At 59.3% G+C, this 2,786-nt stretch carries 3 protein-coding genes; 1 reads left to right on the forward strand and 2 read right to left on the reverse strand.

The window, feature by feature from the left end; genetic code table 11:
* On the forward strand, positions 1–810 hold an 810-nt coding region (locus A3754_RS18255; RefSeq protein WP_197468708.1), incomplete at its 5' end, for a rhomboid family intramembrane serine protease.
* On the opposite strand, the gene A3754_RS18260 is transcribed toward A3754_RS18255, so the two are convergent.
* Together A3754_RS18260 and A3754_RS27870 are read right to left on the reverse strand one after the other, a co-directional pair.
* Positions 785–2,104, reverse strand: coding sequence for a hypothetical protein (locus tag A3754_RS18260; protein WP_156497071.1), 1,320 nt, complete (start codon positions 2,102–2,104; stop codon positions 785–787). The genes A3754_RS18255 and A3754_RS18260 overlap by 26 nt on opposite strands.
* A 112-nt stretch (positions 2,105–2,216) precedes the next feature.
* Positions 2,217–2,786 (reverse strand): alpha/beta family hydrolase (locus A3754_RS27870; protein ID WP_197468709.1); only part of this gene is annotated, 570 nt, incomplete at its 5' end.

Consider the following 2,786-nt stretch of genomic DNA (forward strand, 5'->3'; position numbering starts at 1 on the left):
CTGCGCTTCATCGGCGCGTACTTGATCAGCGGCGTTGGCGCCGCCTTGCTGTTTATTGCCAAAGACCCACACAGTGGTATCCCGCTGGTCGGTGCCTCCGGCGCTATCTCCGGGCTTATGGGGTTATTTGTCGGCACCTACCGTCTGCAGCGGCTGGAGTTTTTCTACAGTCTGGGTTTTTTATTCGGCAGTTTCCGCGCACCGGCATTGGTGCTATTCCCGGTCTGGCTGGGCTGGGAGCTGGTGCAAGCCGCCACCGCCCAGACCAACGTGGCCTATATGGCCCACGCTGGCGGGCTACTCACCGGCCTGGCAATTGCATTTTGCCTGCCCTATACCCGGCCCCAAAAGGCAGCATCTGACACCCATAAGGGCGCCGCCCGAGATACGCTTCGTCAGGCTCCCGTGCCCAGGCTGAGCCAACAACTGGCCGAGCAACTACGCTTCTCTGACGCTCAGGCACACTGTCGCCAACAACTGAACAGCACCCCCACCAGCTTGCCCCAATGGTGCTTTTTCCTGGAAATGGGGGCGCGCGTTCAGCAATTGCCTGGCGCCATGATGGAGAGCATCAAGGCGCTGCGCGAACAGCCCGGCAGTGACGCCCTGCTTGGTCAGGTGTGGAAGGAATTTGAAACACTGGGCGGCCAGGTCCATACCTTGCCGGCGCCCTATCAATTACTGCTGGCGGAGCTGGCCTGGCGACAGAAACAGCGTCACAAGGCCACCGCTATTTTAACAGCCCTGCAAGCCAGCGACTGGCAACATCCCCGCCTGGAAGCCCTTAGCCAGAAGCTTGCAAACGCTTGAACATGGACTGTGTTTGCTGCCCCGTCTGGCTGTTGAACTGTTCGGGAAACCGGCGGGACACAAACTGCAGCAACTTTCCCGCACGGACCAGATCAGCCTGGTGTTCCAGATATAACTGCGCCAGCAATACATAAGCATCCCCAAGCTGGCGAAAATCCGGCGCGCGCTGGTGCAGATTCATCAATACATGCTGGGCGTCTTTCAAGCGGCCACGTTCGTGCAGCGCACGGGCCAGCGACAGGCACAATGCGGGGTCGTCATCAAAACGAAAACCCGGCCGCTGTTGAAGCGCTTCCAGCCAGATTTGCACCGCAGACCCTTCCATGCCACGACTCAACTGCTGACGTAAAAACCGCACCAGATGCTGCTCCCAGGGTTTCTCCTTTTTCAGCAAATGCAGTAACCGCAACCGCCGCCAGTTCAGATCCTGATGGAGCGGTGCACTGGCAAGCCCCCGGTTTACTCCCTTGAGCGCATCCTCAAAGCGGCCTTCCTGCGCATACACATGGGCAGCACCGATGGACTCCGCCACTTCGAAATCATCCGCTGACAGGGAGCGCCCGCGTGGCTCATCCCAGGCCAACCCCAGAGCACGCGCTTTCTCGTTCAACAGCGCGCCCATCATGGCCGCCGCCACAAGCGTGGTGTACACAGAAAAACAGGTGCCCAGAAACATGAACAAGACAGGGGCGTTGCCAGTTTCCAGGATCGACGGGGCAGCAGTGACCGCCATTACCGCAAACCACAGCAATAAATAGGAAACACCAACGGTCACAATCAGTTGCAACCAACGCAGCGGATTCAGGGCAGCACCCAATGAGTGGCTTACGGCCAGGATCATCAGCGCAGCAGGCAATACCAGCGCGGCCAGCGCCAATAGCCCCATCCCCAGCACCACCGAAGAAGGCATTAACAGGACCGGCCCCACAAACAGCACCACCATTAATGCAATCTGCTTTAACAACAATCCGCCTTCCGACATCACGTCCAAAGGTGAAGGCGGTTGCCATTCGTCAGCTGCCACAGCGGCAATCACAAAAAGCGCATAGACGGTTAGCATCAAGCTAAGAAACAGCAGCAACAGACCGGTCAGCAACCCCATGGGCAGCACGCTGGCCGCGCCCACGGCCAGGATCAGCCACACGGCTGGCGGCTTGAAACCATAACGCAGAATATCACCGGAGCGCTGCCAGAAAGGCGTACCGGGTTCACCGTCGCCCTGCCACTCCAGACTCTGGCTGCACAACAGACAACGGGGCTGACCCGCCTTGAAATTGTCTTCCCCTCCGGGCACACATTGCCCGCAATAAAACGTGCTACAACCAGAGCAGCGCCAGCTGCCCGGCCGCTCACGGTGATACCCACACACTTCCATGTTTCCCCCACTTCCTGTTTTTTAGCAATCCTTATTGAAACGACACAGAACCCATAAACGTTGCCGCCGCTCTTGCAGCTTTAATGATCAGGTCCTGTTGTTGCAATCCACTGCGTTTCAGCGGTTTGAAATCATGATCGCCACTGGGTAGCCAGTGTAATTGCACCCGCTCCGGCAGGCCATAACCTGCCACCTCGTCCGGTTTACCAAAGGGGTCCCGCTCGCCCTGGCAGACCAGCATGGGGGCCGTCAGCGCCGGCAAGTGATCAATGCGGGTTTTCTCCGGTTTCCCGGGCGGATGAAAGGGGTAGCCCAGCGCAATTACGCCAGCCACATCCAGCGCGGCCACACCATTGCCCTCAGCGGCCAGCATGGAGGCCATGCGTCCGCCCATGGATTTGCCGCCGATCCACAGTGGCAGCGCGCCATCGGGAGTCTCAGACAATTCAGCCGCCAGTGCCCGGGCTTCTCTGACACGCTCGGCAAACGCCGCCAGCAACTTGGGTGCGCGGTCCGGCGGGAATTGTCGTTGCTCCTCACGACGGCGCTGCATGTAGGGAAACTCAAAGCGCAACACCGCCACGGAATGCGACGCCAACGC

Source organism: Alcanivorax sp. HI0083 (genome assembly GCF_001635175.1).